The organism is Halorubrum sp. B52 (assembly GCF_059752555.1).
Map to the genome: position 1 here is coordinate 38,028 of NZ_MWTG01000003.1, position 15,955 is coordinate 53,982.

At 56.4% G+C, this 15,955-nt stretch carries 16 protein-coding genes and 1 pseudogene; 7 read left to right on the forward strand and 10 right to left on the reverse strand.

All coding sequences use genetic code 11. The features are described 5' to 3' along the window. Positions 1 to 39: 39 nt before the first annotated feature. Positions 40 to 2,205 carry a type B DNA-directed DNA polymerase gene (locus tag B4V04_RS00425; RefSeq protein WP_498228406.1) on the reverse strand — a complete coding sequence of 722 codons (2,166 nt, stop codon included), beginning with the start codon at positions 2,203 to 2,205 and terminating at the stop codon, positions 40 to 42. 380 nt (positions 2,206 to 2,585) lie between these two features. On the opposite strand from B4V04_RS00425, the gene B4V04_RS00430 reads away from it, so the two are divergent. The 3 genes from B4V04_RS00430 (at position 2,586) to B4V04_RS00440 (ending at position 4,235) form a co-directional block, all read left to right on the forward strand. After that, positions 2,586 to 3,134: a DUF7342 family protein gene (locus B4V04_RS00430; RefSeq protein WP_498228486.1), complete on the forward strand. Its 549-nt coding sequence runs from the start codon at positions 2,586 to 2,588 to the stop codon at positions 3,132 to 3,134. Further along, complete coding sequence (locus B4V04_RS00435; protein WP_498228407.1) at positions 3,131 to 3,613, forward strand: toxin-antitoxin system TumE family protein; 483 nt, start codon at positions 3,131 to 3,133, stop codon at positions 3,611 to 3,613. Before B4V04_RS00430 ends, B4V04_RS00435 begins: the two co-directional genes overlap by 4 nt. Before the next feature lie 166 nt (positions 3,614 to 3,779). Then, entirely contained in the window at positions 3,780 to 4,235 is a 456-nt protein-coding gene (locus tag B4V04_RS00440) for a MarR family winged helix-turn-helix transcriptional regulator (RefSeq protein ID WP_343782977.1), read from the forward strand. A gap of 33 nt (positions 4,236 to 4,268) precedes the next feature. Here the strand turns inward: B4V04_RS00440 and B4V04_RS00445 are convergent, their stop codons facing one another. The 3 genes from B4V04_RS00445 to B4V04_RS00455 are packed head-to-tail and all read right to left on the reverse strand — an operon-like array spanning position 4,269 to position 6,174. Beyond that, the gene (locus B4V04_RS00445; RefSeq protein ID WP_498228408.1) at positions 4,269 to 4,925 is read right to left on the reverse strand and encodes a ribonuclease H-like domain-containing protein; all 657 of its coding nucleotides are present in this window, start codon (positions 4,923 to 4,925) and stop codon (positions 4,269 to 4,271) included. Further along, entirely contained in the window at positions 4,922 to 5,239 is a 318-nt protein-coding gene (locus B4V04_RS00450; protein ID WP_498228409.1) for a DUF8156 family protein, read from the reverse strand. The genes B4V04_RS00445 and B4V04_RS00450 overlap by 4 nt, the downstream gene beginning before the upstream one ends. Before the next feature lie 2 nt (positions 5,240 to 5,241). Beyond that, on the reverse strand, positions 5,242 to 6,174 hold the full coding sequence (locus B4V04_RS00455; protein ID WP_498228410.1) for a P-loop NTPase family protein: 933 nt from the start codon (positions 6,172 to 6,174) through the stop codon (positions 5,242 to 5,244). A 311-nt stretch (positions 6,175 to 6,485) separates the two neighbouring features. Here B4V04_RS00455 and B4V04_RS00460 point away from each other — a divergent pair, with 311 nt between their 5' ends. The 3 genes from B4V04_RS00460 to B4V04_RS00470 all read left to right on the forward strand — a co-directional run bounded on the left by B4V04_RS00460 (position 6,486) and on the right by B4V04_RS00470 (position 10,041). Beyond that, the gene (locus B4V04_RS00460; protein ID WP_498228412.1) at positions 6,486 to 7,877 is read left to right on the forward strand and encodes an ATP-binding protein; all 1,392 of its coding nucleotides are present in this window, start codon (positions 6,486 to 6,488) and stop codon (positions 7,875 to 7,877) included. 158 nt (positions 7,878 to 8,035) lie between these two features. Continuing rightward, on the forward strand, positions 8,036 to 9,328 hold the full coding sequence (locus tag B4V04_RS00465; protein ID WP_498228413.1) for a hypothetical protein: 1,293 nt from the start codon (positions 8,036 to 8,038) through the stop codon (positions 9,326 to 9,328). Between the two features lie 125 nt (positions 9,329 to 9,453). Further along, positions 9,454 to 10,041, forward strand: a complete 588-nt coding sequence (locus B4V04_RS00470) for a hypothetical protein (RefSeq protein ID WP_498228415.1) — start codon at positions 9,454 to 9,456, stop codon at positions 10,039 to 10,041. 154 nt (positions 10,042 to 10,195) lie between these two features. Here B4V04_RS00470 and B4V04_RS00475 read toward each other — a convergent pair whose 3' ends face one another. The 6 genes and pseudogenes from B4V04_RS00475 to B4V04_RS00500 form a co-directional block, all read right to left on the reverse strand. Then, the gene (locus B4V04_RS00475) at positions 10,196 to 11,221 is read right to left on the reverse strand and encodes a Cdc6/Cdc18 family protein (protein ID WP_498228417.1); all 1,026 of its coding nucleotides are present in this window, start codon (positions 11,219 to 11,221) and stop codon (positions 10,196 to 10,198) included. Between the two features lie 155 nt (positions 11,222 to 11,376). Then, positions 11,377 to 11,592: an exodeoxyribonuclease VII small subunit gene (locus B4V04_RS00480; protein WP_317652204.1), complete on the reverse strand. Its 216-nt coding sequence runs from the start codon at positions 11,590 to 11,592 to the stop codon at positions 11,377 to 11,379. 42 nt (positions 11,593 to 11,634) lie between these two features. Beyond that, complete coding sequence (xseA, locus tag B4V04_RS00485) at positions 11,635 to 13,005, reverse strand: exodeoxyribonuclease VII large subunit (RefSeq protein ID WP_498228419.1); 1,371 nt, start codon at positions 13,003 to 13,005, stop codon at positions 11,635 to 11,637. Positions 13,006 to 13,037: 32 nt separating this feature from the next. After that, positions 13,038 to 13,268 (reverse strand): annotated as a pseudogene (locus B4V04_RS00490) (ADP-ribosylglycohydrolase family protein); the annotation flags it as partial. 47 nt (positions 13,269 to 13,315) lie between these two features. Next, the gene (locus B4V04_RS00495; protein WP_498228421.1) at positions 13,316 to 14,113 is read right to left on the reverse strand and encodes an alpha/beta fold hydrolase; all 798 of its coding nucleotides are present in this window, start codon (positions 14,111 to 14,113) and stop codon (positions 13,316 to 13,318) included. A 48-nt stretch (positions 14,114 to 14,161) separates the two neighbouring features. Next, positions 14,162 to 14,587, reverse strand: coding sequence for a DUF6884 domain-containing protein (locus B4V04_RS00500; RefSeq protein WP_498228422.1), 426 nt, complete (start codon positions 14,585 to 14,587; stop codon positions 14,162 to 14,164). A gap of 120 nt (positions 14,588 to 14,707) precedes the next feature. On the opposite strand from B4V04_RS00500, the gene B4V04_RS00505 reads away from it, so the two are divergent. Next, positions 14,708 to 15,946: a hypothetical protein gene (locus tag B4V04_RS00505; protein ID WP_050033738.1), complete on the forward strand. Its 1,239-nt coding sequence runs from the start codon at positions 14,708 to 14,710 to the stop codon at positions 15,944 to 15,946. Positions 15,947 to 15,955: the final 9 nt, after the last annotated feature.

Genomic DNA, 15,955 nt, shown 5'->3' on the forward strand with positions numbered 1-15,955 from the left:
GTTAACCAACAAATCCACTCCGAATGGCTCCTGTGTTGGTTAATTATTCTCTGTGTTCGCATACGCCGTCAACTTCGGGAGCCTCGTCTCCGTGAGTTCTCGACGAATCTCCGCCCGATCCCAGCCAAGCGGTGACAGCACACTCTCGACAGCTCTGATGAGTTGCGTCTCGTAGTACGACGCATCGTACGACTCGGTCTCCTCGTGAGCCAACGCGACCCGTTCTCGCGATGTTTTCTCGTCGTCGACGACTATGTACTCGATGTCCTGTCCTGGATGAACAGCGAGGTCCTGATCGCGAGCCCGTCTTAGTGCCGCCACGTTCTGGGTGTTCTGCGTATGTCCTTCGAGTGGCTTAGAGACACGATTCCGTTCGACAAGTTGGTCAATCGGCACCGTTCCAGCGTGGAGGCGCTTGATGGCGTCTTGGAGACAGTCGAGGACGGCGTCTGGAGAACGAGTCGCATCGAGTCGATCGAGACAGTCCCGCTGGACGTCCTCGATGAACGGCGGGGTTGAGCGCCGGCGGGCTTCGATCCCTCTGATCTTGAACTCATCGTTGCCAGCCACCTTGCCGAAATACTTCGTGAGTGCGCCGGCGTTGCTCTCGCGCTGGGGAACGAACGCCACCCAGTCATAGTGGGCTTCGTATTCGAGCCGAATCTCGACGCGTTCCGTGATCGCCGTCGCGAGCGCTTCGAGGTTTTCGCGGTTCTCGTCGTCGACGTCGGGATCCGGAGTCACCCAGATAGAGTCGACGATACCGTGGACGACGCGCCAGCCGCCGTCTTCCAGCTGCTGTTTCGCCGTCAGCAGAATCTCGCGAGCGAACGCGTTGATTGCCTCGTGGCACTCGATACGGCCGAACTTCGCGTTGCTGAACCCTTGATACCCGAAGCAGGCGACGAGAATCCACTTCAGCGCTCCCGACCGCCCCTTGAGTTCCGCCAGCCGGTCGTTGTCGGGGTCGTTCCGTTCCTTCTCGCGATGGATGGCCGCCTTGATCTCGTCGCGAGCGTCGATGATCGGCTGGAGGACGTCGACGAGGTAGCCTTGGTCGTCACAAATTGAGTATCCAAGGCCGGGGACATCGTCGCGATCGCTGTGGCAGCTACACCGAATGACGTCCGGCGAGACGTTCCGGGTACAGATGATGTTCGGATACAACGAGGAGAAGTCGAGTTCGTGGACGTTCTCGTGGAGGCCGACCTCGGGTGCGAAGATGAAGCCGCCACGGTCGGCGTCGTGGAGCGTCCCCATCGGCTTGAAGAACTCATGCCGCCAAGAGTTCCACGGCACGAGGACACCGCGGTCGTGGGCCTCACAGATCTGGATCGCGGTGAGGACGTTCCCGATCGACGCCCATGCGAGCTCTTGGACGGGCTTTTTCGATCGCGACACGAGATCGAGGACGCCATCGAGGTTCGTCTCCCCGTAGAAGAACGTGTTCGACTCGTCGATGATCGCGCGGCCGGGAACGTTGTACCGCGCCGGCGAGTGACCGACGCGACCGTAGCTTGAGTAGGTTGACCGGCTTGCGAGCTGCTGGTAGTCGACGTCCGGCCACCGACTCAGCGAGAAGTCGTCGACGCCGGCAGCCGTCGCCATCTCGTACAGCGTCGGGACGATCTCGCTCGTCGAGCAGACGAGGATGTCTGGGTCGTGTGTCTCGATCGCCGCTTGAACGGTGGTGAGGATGTCTCCCGATGATCCGGTAACAGTCTCCCCGGCAACTGTGAGCTCGCTGTACGTGTCTTGGCCTGTCTCGGTCACTGGAATACCGAGCCGGAGCGTCGACAGTTCCGCCGCCGGCGTTGGATCGCGATTCGTCTCCAGACAGTAGCGAAACTCCCGTGAGAAATCGACGTTGAAGCAGGCGAGATCTCCAACGGGGTACGCTGACAGTTGGTGTGCCTGTCGCGCAAGCGGTGTGACGCGGTCGACATGGTTGACATCGACAGCCAGAGCGCGCTCGTCGTCACGCCTGAAGCCGGAGCGCCGCGACACGGATTCGGTCGCGACGACGTCAGGATGCCGTTCGTATAGTGAATGAAGTTGTGTAAGATCGATGTCGGTGTCAGGGTCACGTGCTGCGACGAAGAAACGGGGCGTGTAGTCGTCGCGTTCGGTCGCGGTCGCGCCGTCGTTGGTCGCCTCCCACTCGAGGACGCGACCATCGTCAAGGAAATCGATTGTGAACGGCATTTTCGTAAGTTACCCACCTTCCCGTCTCTACACCGGAGTCTCGCATAATCGCCGGCGTGTCTGTTCCGGATTTCAGGGAATGGAGATCGCCTTGACAGAAACAGCGTACTCTCGTGGGTTCGCTCTGTTAACCCCACTTTCAGAATCGTTTCCGGGTTTGTTAGCTGAACATCCGGTAGCGTGTTAACCAACAAAACGACCGTCCTACAGATCGCTGTTGGTTAAGACTGCTGTGGATAGTCCTCCATATCTAGGATTTGGTGATCAATATACTATCCCACAGATTATTATACCGCTCTCCCGTTGGTTGGCACATAATGTCCGAAGAGCCGTCCCCACCCCACCGAGTGAGCCCGGATGGCGGCACCGAACACCGTGACGTGAACGACGTCGTCGAAGAGGAATGGATCGAGGAGGCGACGCCCTTTGAACGAGTGTACGAAGTCATCTCTCGTGTGTACGATCCGCTGTCTGCAGCACAGATCGCCGAGCGTGCCCGCGTCTCACCGACCACGGCGCGAAAGCACCTGCGAACGCTCGAGAGCGCTGGTGAGGTAACGACGTCTCAGGACGGCCAGACGACGCACTACCGACGGTCGGAAACGGCTATCGTCACCGAACACGCCCAGTCGCTCCTCGCAGAACGGACGCCCGAAGAGATCGCGTCCGGCATCGCTGATATGAAGGCGCAGATACAGGCGTGGCGCGAGGAATACGGTGTTGATTCACCCGAAGAGTTCGCCCGAGAACTGGATATCGACGACGCTGACAGCGACCACGGCGCGCTCCTCACAGAATGGCAAACGACGCGACGTAACCTCGCGCTCGCACAGGCAACACTCGCGATCGGTGAAGTGAGTCAAACTGGTCACCTTACTGGCACGGACACAGATGACGATGGTAATGGCGATACATCCATCGTCGTATGACCGACGACGGAGACCCCGACCACCATATTCAGCCAGACGAGCAGTCTGAGGTATTTGGTCCTATCGACGCTGGGGCATTACGGGAGATACGAGACCTGTTTGTGGACCTTGAGCCGCTGGTCCAGACCGCGTCATTAGACGACTCCCTGAATCCACAGACACTCTCGGTTGAACTATCCGACGGCGTCGGAGCGGCGTCAACCGCTCGGATAGATGTCCGGTGGAGTCTCACCGGGAACTACGTCGCACACTACACAGATGATCGAGACCGAAATTTTCGGTTTGACTGTCACCCGAAACCCGACGCGCCGCGACGACACTTCCATTCACCCCCCGATGCTCCGAGCCGTCCCGTTGACCCATCCTGTATTGCTGTGTCTGAGACAAGCCTTGTGACGCGAGCGATTCTCCAACGGTGGCGATATGCCTACACGAATGGAACATTCGATGAGATCAACGACGCAGAAAATCCGCCATAGAAGCCTTGTCGGCACGGGTTCTTCTACCGGTACAGGATCCGTGTTTTCACAGCACAATCAACTGCTCTTCCATTGTGAGTTACTCACCTCGATGGATCAAATAGTTGGATGGTCTCGCCGCAACCATAGTAAAAAATTTTAATATGGTAGGGAACCAACTACTTATATGACTAACTCGCCCGACCGAACGTCAATTCCTGACGGCGGTTCGCTCCGACGGCGTGACGACTCTAATGAGGGCGATAACGGGTTCGACCTAGACGTTGAACTCCCTGAAGACAGCCTGTTCGATCTTGACGATTACTTGAAGATGTACGAAGTGGCGTCTAAGCCCAAGCAATATCTAATCCTTGAGGCGCTTGCGGAGAATAATCAACTCAGCACCAGCGAACTATCAATGGTACTTGGTGAGGAGGATAATGCGCTCCACTATCCGCTCCGGACGCTCAAGGATGTCGCACTCATCAAGAACCGACGCGATCCGAATACGGGGACTGAAGAGACCTATTCATACTACGAACTGACAGAGCTAGGACGGATCGTGTTGACCGAAGGGATCCGCGAGGGTGTCAAAATACTGGCTCGGCAAGAAGCCGCTCTTGAAGACAAATACAGCAAGTGATCGTGACCGAGGCGCTCGACAGTTTCTGCGCATTCACCCTTCACTAATCACTGGGTCAAGCGATTTCATCGAAAAATCTGATTTCGAGCAGTATCGTTCGGCGACGTCCATCAGCGCTCGTGTACGTCGAATATCGGCAACGTTGTGAAGTATTACGGCTTCGAAATCACCAGTCTCCCACGCGTCGACGGCTTCGCTACTTTCCCCAAATGGATCGACTGTGCCGTGGCCGGAAGCCACGAGCTCATCATACACTCCAGTGAGGCTGTTCTCGCTCGTATTGAACCGTGAGGAGAAGACCTCCATCACGTCGATGTACGGTAGCTCGGCGAACGGCCACTCGCGTTCGTGATGACTTAACCGCGTTCGAAGGAATGGCAGATCGAATCCTCCTTTCCAGGTTTCCCCATTATACGCTACGAGTTTGACATCTCGCTGTGCGATCGTGGTATCGACGAACGTCTTGACGGCGTCCAACAGCGCGCCCTCATCGTCATGAACAGAGAGCGTCACTGGCGTAGTGAGATGGTCGTTCACGCGTTCTTGGATATCTGAGGCACACGCACCCCCGTCTGTATTGAGGAACACTCGCGATCCGATCTCAGCGTCGAAGCCAACGACGGTCAGCTGGTCCGTTGTCGAAAACCCCGTCGTCTCGATGTCGAATGCGATCGTCGCGAGTGTACTCATTGGGGTTCCTCGCTGGTTTCTTCATCGGATACTTGTGTATCGGTGCGCTGTTCGTCGAGCCGGTGTTCGAGCGCTTCGAGGCGTTCCTCATGGTCCTCTAATGTGGCCTCCTGTTCGAGATCGATACTGAACAGCGCCGGTACCAGTGGATTCTGGTGGTTCAACAGCCCGCTCGCGTCGGCGTGTTCGCGAGCGTACTCGAACAGCTGGTCGAAGCGTGGTTGGTCGTGACGACGAAGCGCCCGCCGGAACTCCGCCCAGCGGTCTTCGATAGCCCGCAGCGCATCTCGATATGTCGGGTTCGTGCGTCCCATTGTTATGACCCTCCAGGTGCTGTCCACGCATCGAGGAAGGGACTCGCGGTGAGCGACGTCGTCTCACCGTCAGCGGTCACTCCTATTCCGACACCCTCCGGAGTCGGCGTCGACGGCGCCGTCGGCTCCACGCCGACCTGCGTGGCGCGTGCCGCGAGCAGCTGTCGCCAGTAGGCGAACGTCGTCTGGTAGTACGCGCCGTCGTCGACGGGATAGACGAGCGTCTCGAAGTCCTCGCCGACGAGTCGCGGCCCCATCCGGGTTTGCTCACACTCAAGATGATGATTGGCGGCCGTCGCGACCGGTGCTGTGAATTCATCGATCGTACTCCGGGTCACGAGTACCGGGACGTCGTAGCTGTCGGCGTACGTCGCTAGTCGAGCGAGGGTTCTCGCTTGGAGTGTTTCTGCGTACTGCTCGCTGAGCGTCTCGTCGCTGCGGTACTGGGCGTCGACGGCCGGCGCGACGATGAGCGATGGGGTGTGTGCAGACGAGTCTTCGCTATGAGTCGATGACTGTCGACCGGATGTGCTGGTGACGGTGGTTGATTTCTGGATGACTTGGTTTACTGCCGTCGGGAGATCGTCGACAGCGCCGTAGTGCTGATACGCGGTGAATCCGCGTGCGACGTGGATCCGGTCGAGTAACCGCTGGCTCGGTGTGATCTGAGCCAGCGGCGTCGTCGTCGCGTGACCGTTCGCATCAACCCAGAAGGCGGGCCCATCGTGTACCAGGAGATGGTCAAGCACGAGCGACTGGAGGATTGGGACGCCACGGCCGCGGTCAACGTCGAGCAGCGTGATGCCGTCGTCGAGTGACGGTAGGAGCATCTCTTCTGTGGCTGGGTCGGCTTGATCGGCCAAGGTCCGATTGCGGTCAGCCCCCCGTGTCGGCTTGTCGGCCGCCATTCGGTTCGATGGTGGGTGATCTCCCATACTCGATAACTCGTCACGCTCTCAATAAGCGACGGCGCGGCGCTTCCGGACTTCCAGAAAGGACTTTACAAAACGTCAATTCGAACTCTGTCACCGGATCTTGAGGAGTGGTAAACTGTTTCCAGGACTCTTTCCGAGGTGGCCGTCGCCTTTGGTCGCCGAATTAACCAATATTTCGGTATGTCCCGGCAGATTGTTGGTTAATTTAGCTATCCTCATTGTACCAAGCCCGTCGATAATATCTGTAGATATGATATTCTAGAATATGATTATTCAGAATATTTTTATTCCATCCTCACTAATTCAGCGCCATGACAGACTTCGTGAACCGCTCGGAGGAGTTAGATCGGCTTCACGGCCTGTTTGACTCGGAGACCGCGGATCTCGCTGTCGTGTACGGGCGGCGGCGGCTGGGAAAGACGAGACTCGTCAAGAAGGCGCTTGAGGGACGAGAGAACGCGGTCTTCTATCAGGCACGACAGAAGACGCGGGAGCTCCAACTGGAACAGTTTGTCGAGGCTGCGGCCGACACGGTTCCCGGTATCGAAGATATCCGTCCTGATTGGGAGCGCCTGTTCCGATATCTGGGCGACCAGAATGCGATCGTCGTCCTTGACGAGTTTCCGTACCTGATTGAACAGGACGAGAGCCTCCCGTCGGTGTTACAGGCGCTGTTCGACCACGAGTTCGACGAGTCGGAGACGACGTTCGTGCTGGTCGGGTCGTCGATCAGCATGATGGAGGAAGCGACGCTGCTCGGAGACAGTCCGCTATACGGGCGGACATTCTTGACACTCGACATCCGTGAACTCTCGTTCGACGCCGCGACGGAGTTTTTCCCGGATGATGCGACGGCGGACGAGGCCGTGCGTACGTGGAGCGTGTTCGGTGGTGTTCCCTACTACCTCGAGGAACTCGACGCTGATCGGTCCCTCGGCGAGAACATCCAGCAGACGGTGTTAACTCGCCACGGATCGCTCCGTAACGAGCCGGAGTACGTTCTCCGGATGGAACTAACGGAGCCGACGCGCTACTTCTCGATCCTCGAAGCGATCGCTGGCGGGGCAACAGGCCGCAACGAGATTGCCGGCGTGACAGGTATCGACTACAACCAGCTATCGACGTATCTGGATCGGCTCTCCCGGCTCCGACTCATTGAACGGCATGTGCCCGTGACTGAGAAACCTGAACGATCCAAGCGGAGTCAGTACCGACTTCGGGATCCCCTGTTCCGATTCTGGTTCCGATTCTTGTACGGGAGTGCGGATCGTTACGACCAGTTCGGTGAGGAGGCCTACGACCGACTCGTCGACCCCGAACTGGCCGATTTCGTCGCTCCTGCTTTCGAGCAGCTGTGCTGTGAGGCCCTGTGGACCCTGTACGACGAGACGCCGATCGTCGATGTTGGGCAGTGGTGGTATCAGGACCACGAGATCGACGTCGTCGGGCTCACTGACGAAGACACGCTCGTCGTCGGTGAGTGTAAGTATCAGGAATCACCACTCGACTACGGCGCGCTGGCATCGCTGGAGACGCACGTCGAGGAACTCCGGTGGCAGCCGTCGGGCGGTGGCTCGCGCACCGTCGAATACGCGCTGTTCCCCCGGAGTGGATTTACCGACAGCATCCGCGACGCCGCCCGCAAGCGCGACGATGTCCGCCTCTATACGATCGACGACGTCGTCGCCGCGCTTGGAGAGTAATTAATTGCCAGATTCAGGCTCTATTGAAACCCTCAGTAGGTGGGTCACTTTGACTGGCTATCGTCAATACACGTAAAGTACGGATTGCTCAGTACAGATTCAGGAACTAGGCTTAGTGTGTCGGGATTTTTATCTGGTCATTCTTTAACAATCACAGAGTGCCTAAGCTGAAACAGCGAAAGGATGGAGGATACTTCATCCATAAACCGGGTGACGCCAACCCCGTCAATACCTTCCAAGTCACCGACGAAGGAGCTGAGATAGCCCTAAGCAGCGGATGCGAACTAGAGGAATCTTTCCCAGACGAACTATTCTACCTGCTTCATGACCTCGGTCACCTCTCCACAAAGGGAACTGATACTGAAGACACCGGGTTTGAGAAGATCCGTAACTTGGACTGGGCGGTCAAAGAACTCTCACTTGAAGACCGTGTACAGGTTGCGATCCAGATCGCGGAGACTCACGGTGTCAGGCAATTGCTTGAGGGAGATGCTGCCGAATGGATTTTCAACCTTACCGGGAAATCACCGGCCTTCCTAGAACCGCTGGTGCGCACTATCTCCGAAGAAACCGGTTACTGCTACGAAACTATCCGGGAGTACAACACCTACCGGTGGCCGTCCGAGAAACTCTTAGAAACCGCGTTCTCCGCCTACCTCCAAACAGAGGCTTTGCGTACGAAAAAGTTCGAACAATCTGAAAATGTAACTGGGAGTAACGAGGTGCTCGGCACTGACGGAGAATTCGTCTACATTGAACTTGGGGAAACTCCACGGCAAGGCTACGATATCGCAGGCGAAATTCCAGAAAGTGTTCCAGAAGAACTTGAGAACCGGATCGGAGAAGTCCTCTGGGAAAGTATTGGAATTGCAGCTTTCGCTGAACTGTCTAGGATCGAGATCAGATCACGGTACGGCGTGGACGACGGAATGGTTCTCCCACGTGAACGCTTACAGGATCTCCCAGTTGATGTTCCTCCGCGGTCAGACCTGACTGAGCAGTACGAAGCCTTCCGACTGCTACAAAACCACGTCAACCGTGTGTTGTCGTCGCCGGCGGCTGGTGTTGAACACGGCGATGGTTCGTCCTGCGACCAGTGGTACAATCAGGTTCAGGAACGACTACAGGCCGGAAGCTCCGGTGAGAAAGGGTTGGGAGAGCAGCAAGCTGAACGTGTTGACCACAGTGCCCAACTGTACAGAGACTGCTTCGGCGATGGCGACAAAGTAACTGACTTCGTCTGTATTAACATGAGCCAGCCAAGCGAATCACAGCAGTTGAAACTGTTTCCATTCGGAATTTTTGACCAAGAGGAAGACATCAAAGTACCTGTAGCACCTGACTCCGGTGACCCGTTACCGGTGTACCCGCAGTCTCAGTACGCATTAGACCAAGCAATTGAGTTACTGGATGAGTTCTCAGCAAAGCCCAGTACCGGGACACACGCCTGAAACTGACAATCAGTAACTCACTTATTTTGTAGCGGCTCTGTTGAACTATTTGACAACTAATACACTTTGAGCCCTTGTGGTCAGTACAGAGGAAGGCTTATATTGAGAGTTAATAGCATACCGACATGGTCGATTGGGTGCTGGTACTGTCTTTCTCAATCCCTGTTCTAATACCGACATCAATCTACGTAGTACGCCAAATAAAGACCAGACAACGCGTTGCTAAGACAATATTGAACGACATCGAAAAGAACGAATCAACATGTGCGGGTCTGCGTCGACATCTTGTACAGGTAAATATCGTCCCCGGACAACCGCAGAACGAGCGTGAACAAATATCTGATCAAGAACCGATCAGAATACAAGAAGGTCTGGTCCCACCTGCCTCGCGATTCAGTACGGTAGGGTTGCAAAGTGGTGGGACCGAAATAAGCAAATTCGATGTTGATACTGCTGATGATGTTTATAATTACTATCGGGATGTAGATTATGTAAAGGGGCTAATTGATTCAATACACGACGGAGTGGAGATGCCCCCAGCTGCATATACTCTGCTGGAGTCGAGATTTGACACAATTTCAAATCGCCAAGATGAATTGAAGGAAAGGTTGAGAATAGAAATGCGTTGGTCACCGAGATTATTTCGGGTCTATTTGACTATCGATAAAATCTTTCAACGTCTTGACCGCTCTATCTGGGATCTTCCATCATAATATAGTGAACAACACTCTGAGGTATCTCTCGGAACGGAAAGTACGATTCATTCAATGGGCAGTCTTCAGTGAGCTGCTGTTTCGAAGGAAAATGTGTCCTAATAAGAGGACTTTCACAAAGCCGAGAGATATCTACTCGGCGGCTTCCCAGTCACTACATCGGCGACGCAGCTGCTGAATCGACGAGCGAGTACTCCCGGTCCCGACTCGTGCCTTCTGCCTCAAGCAGATTGTACTGGGCCATCTTCGAAAGGTAGGTCCGGACGGTGCGCTTCGTCCGCGGATCGTCGACCGCCTCAGTATAGCGGTCGTGAATCTCGCTGGGTCCAAGCGGGCCGTGGTCGCGAACAATATCGTAGACGACTCGCTGATGCGGCGTGAGCGAGTCGAGACTCTTCTGCTTAATTTGAGCCCGAGCATCTTCAGCAGCGTCTAGGAGGATGTCGTTGGTGACCTCCTCGTGATTTTCGCGGTCAGCTGTGCTGGCTGCGCTGCGAAGCATCCCGATCGCGAGACGGGCATCACCAGCAGCGGCATCAGCGATCTGATAAAGCTGCTCGTCGGTGATGACGCCGTTTTCTAGGCCCCACTTCGTTCGAGCACTCAGAATGTCGTAGAGTTGCTCGTTGTGGTACTTGTCCATCCGGACGTGTTCGCTGGAGCGCAGCCGGCTCACAAGGCGATCGTCGACGCGGCTGAACAGTTCTTCTTCTTTGTTCGCGATACAGATCACCGCGAACTGCTCCATACTGTGGAGGTCGTAGATGATGCTCGGATCTTCGAGTTGGTCGACCTCGTCGAGGATGACGACGGTTCGAGGACCGTCGTACTGTTGGAGGCGATCGATGAGCTCGTCGTGGGGTGTCGACTGGCGATGGATGTCTATCGTGGCCCCGATGTCGTCGAGGATCTGGTACAGCGTTCGGAAGCGGCTGTAGTTCCGCCAGCAGTTGACGTAGGTGGCCTCGACGTCGAGCACTTCCTCGCGGAGCCGTTCTGTAACGAACTTCGAGACACAGGTTTTACCGACACCGCTCGGGCCAGTGACGATGGCCGTGTCAGCCGGCTCGCCGTTCGTGATCGGTTCGAGAACGCTCGAGAGGTGGTTGACTTCGGCGTCGCGATGCTCGACTTCTCGAGGGACGAATCCGGCGCGGAGGACGCGAGCATCACGGATCATTTGGGTCTGACAGATTCATTTCCGCTCAGGTTATAAAAACCTCACCGGGTCAATTCCGGAAAGATCCCCATCGCCGTTAGATTGATTCTTCTATGGCGTCGCTGTCCCCTAATTCTGATTGTGGAAACGCTCTGTTTCCGGAAACGTCCGAAAACTCACTCGGCGCGTTCTAGCTCGGCGTCCTCACCGTCGATCTCGATGATATCACCGTCGCCGACGTCCAGCGCGTCACGAAGCTTCTCGAGATGGTCGTCTGCCTCCTCGCGGAGCTCCTTCGCGGTGGTGAGATCAACCTCTCCATCTTCGAGTATCTCGGCTATCTCTTCAAGTCGATCGATTGTCTCGGCGATGTCAACCTCAGTCTCACTCATACTTGATGGTCACTTGGAGTGTCCTTGAATACCCTGTCATGCTCACAGAATTCCGCCTGCCCATAGCGCGACACAGAGCAGTAGCAACCCAACGAGGACCAGGATGACTATCCGAAGCTGGCGAGCTTCCTGCTTAGCTTCTTGGACGTCCGTATCCGTCTCGATGTCTCGATACGCGCTTTCGATCCGGCGCTCAAGTGCTTCGGTCTCTTGGGTGATGTGTGTCTCGTACGCCCGATCAATACGGCTCTCAAGTCCGCCAATGCGTCCCCGCGCTGCCCGTACCGTCACGGCCTCTGTTTTCGCGGCGTGTTCGATCTCTTGGAGTGCCGTCTCGATTCTGTCGTCGACCGCATCGAGGCGTGATGCTGTAAGTGTCGTGTAGGCGGTATCGATCCGCTGTTCGAGATCGGCTGCTCGCTGGATATGTGCCTGCCGAGTTTCTGCTGCCCGTTCGAGTCTCACAACGGCGTTTTCGATCCGTCGATTGAGCGCGTCAAGCTGCTCGCTGACGACTGTTTCGTACCCGATTTGGAGTCGCCGTTCGATAGTCTCGACGCGCTCTCGGATGGTGCTCATCTCAGGCGTCGCCACGATCCCCGCATCTGTCGGTGTCATTGCTGGCTTGTCTGCGACAGCTTCGGCGAGGGTCTCATCGTCTTCGTGGCCCACAGCGACGACTGTTGGGGTCACACAGTCCGCGATTGCTCGGACGACGGGCTCTTCATTGAAACACCATAGCGTGTCGTCTGCGCCGCCACCACGCGTTACGACGATGGTGTCGATGTCTGGATCTCGATCTGCCTGTTGGAGCGCCCCGACGATCGATGCTGTGGCGTTTTTGCCCTGAACGGTCGCTCCAAAGAACGTGAGCGTCACTCCGGGTGCGCGTCCCCAGGCGGACTCACGGAAATCTTCTCGAGCCGATCCAGTCAATGAGGTGATGATCCCGATGTTTGATGGAAACGGTGGAAGTGACTGTTTTCGGTCGGCATCGAAGAGGCCCTCCTCATTGAGTTTGGCACGCAATGCCTCCAATTCCTGTGATCGATCGGAATCGCCGACCGGCCAGTAGTTTTTGACGTTGAGTTGTGTCCGGCCGCCTTCGGCGTAGAAATCGACGTTTGCCCGGACGATTACCTCCTCGCCTTCGGTGATGGGCTCGTCGATGCGGTCGCGATAGGACGACCACACGATACACTGGATAGTTTCCTCGCCGTCGACGTCTCGGAGTGTAAAGAACGTCCCGTAGCCCTTCGCTGTCGCATCGGAGACTTCGCCGACAACGTACGTTGGGAACCGTTCCGCGGCGGATTCCAAAGTGGCAGCAATTTCGTCGTTGAGTCGAGACACAGACCAGGCCGGTTCGTCTATATCCACGTGCCCACTTCCGGTATCGTCGTCGACGGCCATTCGAATCGGCCTATGATGTCGGGTGGTTTAGTTTATTCCTCTGGTCCTTCGAACTCCATCGCTAGTGCTTTGAGTTCGTCTACCTCGTCAATCGCTGTCAGCCATCGGTCCGGGAGCTGAGACGCGCCAAATCGGGCACCTGCGATGGCACCTGTGATTGCGCCGATCGTATCGGTGTCTCCACCTCGGTTGACGGCTGTCACAATTGCTTCCTCGGCGTCTGTGGTATGTAGCCCATCGTGGAGTGCTGTCTGGTGTGAGTGGATGAGCCTGGTAGATGAGACGCTGACTCGTGTGGCCGGACACTCTATTAGCAGCGTGCTGTGATGAACGACGAAAGGACGTGATTGAACCGCTCAGGCTCCTCAAGAAACGGACAGTGACCACTATTGGAGAAGCGCTCAAACTGGGCGTCAGGTGTCTTGTCGGCAACGAATTCGACACCACCATTCTCTAGCATCGTTTCATCTTCACCAAGACACACGAGGGTAGGAACATCTACGTCGGGAACCACTTCTCGGTAGTCGCGTACTGATTGGTCGAAGAGAATCGCGCTCGTGATCGGTGGCGGGACTCGTGTGATCTCATCGAAGAGCATCTGTTCGACAGCATCTGGTTCATCCACGAGCATCTCGTCAATGAGGGACCACGCCAGCTCGTGTGGGCTGGTTTGTGCGAGCTCCATGAGTCCGCGAAGTTCATCAAAGCCGAATACACCGTGCTCGTAATCCTCTTGTTCAAGATCGAGTGGCTGTTGTTCGACACTCACGAAGCCCCGGAACCGGTCTGTCCCAAACTGGCGGACGTACTCCCACGCCACAAGCGATCCCATCGACCACCCGACAAGGACAACGTCAGAAAGATCCTGTGCGTCAAGGAACGCTTCCAGGTCACGGGCATACTGTGGGAGTGTATGGCCCGTTTCGGTCTTTTCCGAGCGACCGTGTCCTCGAAAATCGAGCGTGATCAGCTGATGGTCATCGCTGAGCGACTGCTGTTCGCTGAAGAATCGGCTACTCATTAACACGCCGTGGAGGAAGACAACTGGTACTCCGTCTCCATCTGATTCGTAGTACAACTTCGCCCCGTTGACCGATTCCGTTGGCATATTGGCAGATATGTCTAATAGCTGTTAGCTGTTATGACGGCGCCGTGTTCAAATGCGATCGTTGTACCACGCGAGGGTTTCACCGAACTGTAACCCGTCGGTCGGGACTGTGAATTCAACACTCGTCTCGGAAAGCAACGGTGTGAGTTCCTCGTGGTAATCTCGTCCAGCGTGGAAGACGAGCCGATTCCCGTCACCAAGCAGGCCTTCTTCGCGTAACTGCTCAAACACGGTTTCTGCCCACTCACGTTTCGTATCAACGGACGCACCACTCAGCGTCTCGTCATACGGCTCGATCGGGTCTCCATCCGGGCCAAGCAGATGGTGTTTTGCAGAGAGAATATACCACGCATCGTGATTCGCTTCCACGTACTGGCGAGCCTTCCTGAAAAACGCCGACTCAAGATACAGATCCTTCGGTTTCGCTGCCTCCTCGCGCTTACTCTTTGTACAGCTGACGAGCCCGACTTCCATACAGGGCTGTTGTGTTGTCGATCCTATAATCGTATTCGATGAGCTGCCTGCCAACACGCTCTACGTACCGAGTGTCCCGATCCCCCCAACTATATCATCTGACCGTCAGTAAACAGGATAATGGCAGTCACGCTCGCTGAGCCAACGGTGCTTGCTGCCGCGAAAGACACACTGTATCCCGATATTGACACGAGCCCGGATCAGTACGCGGTCACGGAGACGCAGTTCACTCAATCCACGTGGGGCGGCTGGACCATTCCTGATTCGCTTCGTAACCGGCTTGCGCCGTATAACACGATCCGGCTCGCTGCCGGCGAACCCGACTTACTCGGCGTCGGGATGCCAGCCACTGATGTTCTGAACGGTGATGCGGCGACGAAACCAGTCACGGTGATCGAAGCGAAAGGTCACAATGCTGACCCGGCCGCCGCAGACGTCGCTCGCGGTATTACCCAGGCACACGCTCACCTTCCTGAAGTTAACCTCGGCTACGTCGCGGCACCGGCCACCAGCATCACCGACGCAGCACGCGCACAAGCGCGGAATCTTAACGTCGGTGTTATCGCTGTCGACGATACGGAATCGGCCCGTGTCGTCGAGCCCGCTCGGGTTACTGGGGCCGGTGAGTTCTCAACCACGATCGACGCGGTGCGACTACAAGCATCCACGCACCAGCTCACCGAGGGGAGCTTTCCGGTAAACCACCCGAAAAACTATCTGGGGTACGCGCTCGCGCTTGCTGCCGACGGCGACACTGACGCTGTCTACGCTGAAAATGTCATCAACGCCATTTCTGGTGGGCGACGCGGAGCGATTCTGTTGAACCTCGTCGACGATCAACCCAACGGGGACTCACTCACACACCTTGGCGCAGAAGTTGTGCGATTCGCCCGCAATCAACACGGTAGTGTCACGGCTGCGCTGGCCGAGTTCGACACGTGGACTGGTAGTCGAACACGGTTCACTGAGCTCGCTCCGCGATGGGCACAGCTCGCACGCTCTGTCGCTATCCAGTACGAGCCGACGCGACTCATCATCACCGCACTCGAACGGCTTCACGAAAACGGGGTCTCTGAGCCGACGCTTGCCGATGTCGCTCTGGAAGCTACGCGTATTAATCAGCCACTCGCCGTTGAGGTGTTCTTCACACAACATCGTCGTGATGCTGTCCTCACCGCTGACGGAGAGATTGCTGAATCAGAGCTTGCTGACCCTACCGTGTATAAATCTGGCATCCACTTCCAATTCAAGTATCAGCTCTACCACCTTGGCATCCTCACTACTGGTGGCACAGACGACAAGCAAGCCGTATTGAACAATCCGTGGCGTTTGGAGCATGCTATCGGTCTCTCTCGGTAACTGCCACCC